Consider the following 307-nt stretch of genomic DNA (forward strand, 5'->3'; position numbering starts at 1 on the left):
CTAAAAAGTATAGCTCCTACAAAGGAGAAATTTCACCTGCCCCTAATCTCGTTAACAGGAATTTTCATGCCGACGAATTAGGAAAGCTGCTTCTCACAGATATTACGGAATTCCACATATCTGCAGGGAAAGTATACCTGTCAGCTATAACTGACGTCTTTGACGGCAAGATTGTCGCATGGACGATCGGCACGTCGCCGAATGCCAAACTGGTCAATACCATGCTGGTAAAAGCGAGAGAGGCCCTGGGCGATGACAAGCATCCTATCGTTCATTCAGACCGCGGTATACATTACCAATGGCCTGG

At 46.9% G+C, this 307-nt stretch carries 1 protein-coding gene; it reads left to right on the forward strand.

Annotated features, from left to right (window positions below):
• The coding region (locus DWX39_RS10855) for a DDE-type integrase/transposase/recombinase (RefSeq protein ID WP_233512217.1) at positions 1-307 on the forward strand (307 nt) is incomplete at both ends.

The sequence above is a fragment of the Collinsella sp. AF19-1LB genome (genome assembly GCF_003459655.1).
Lineage (GTDB): Bacteria > Actinomycetota > Coriobacteriia > Coriobacteriales > Coriobacteriaceae > Collinsella.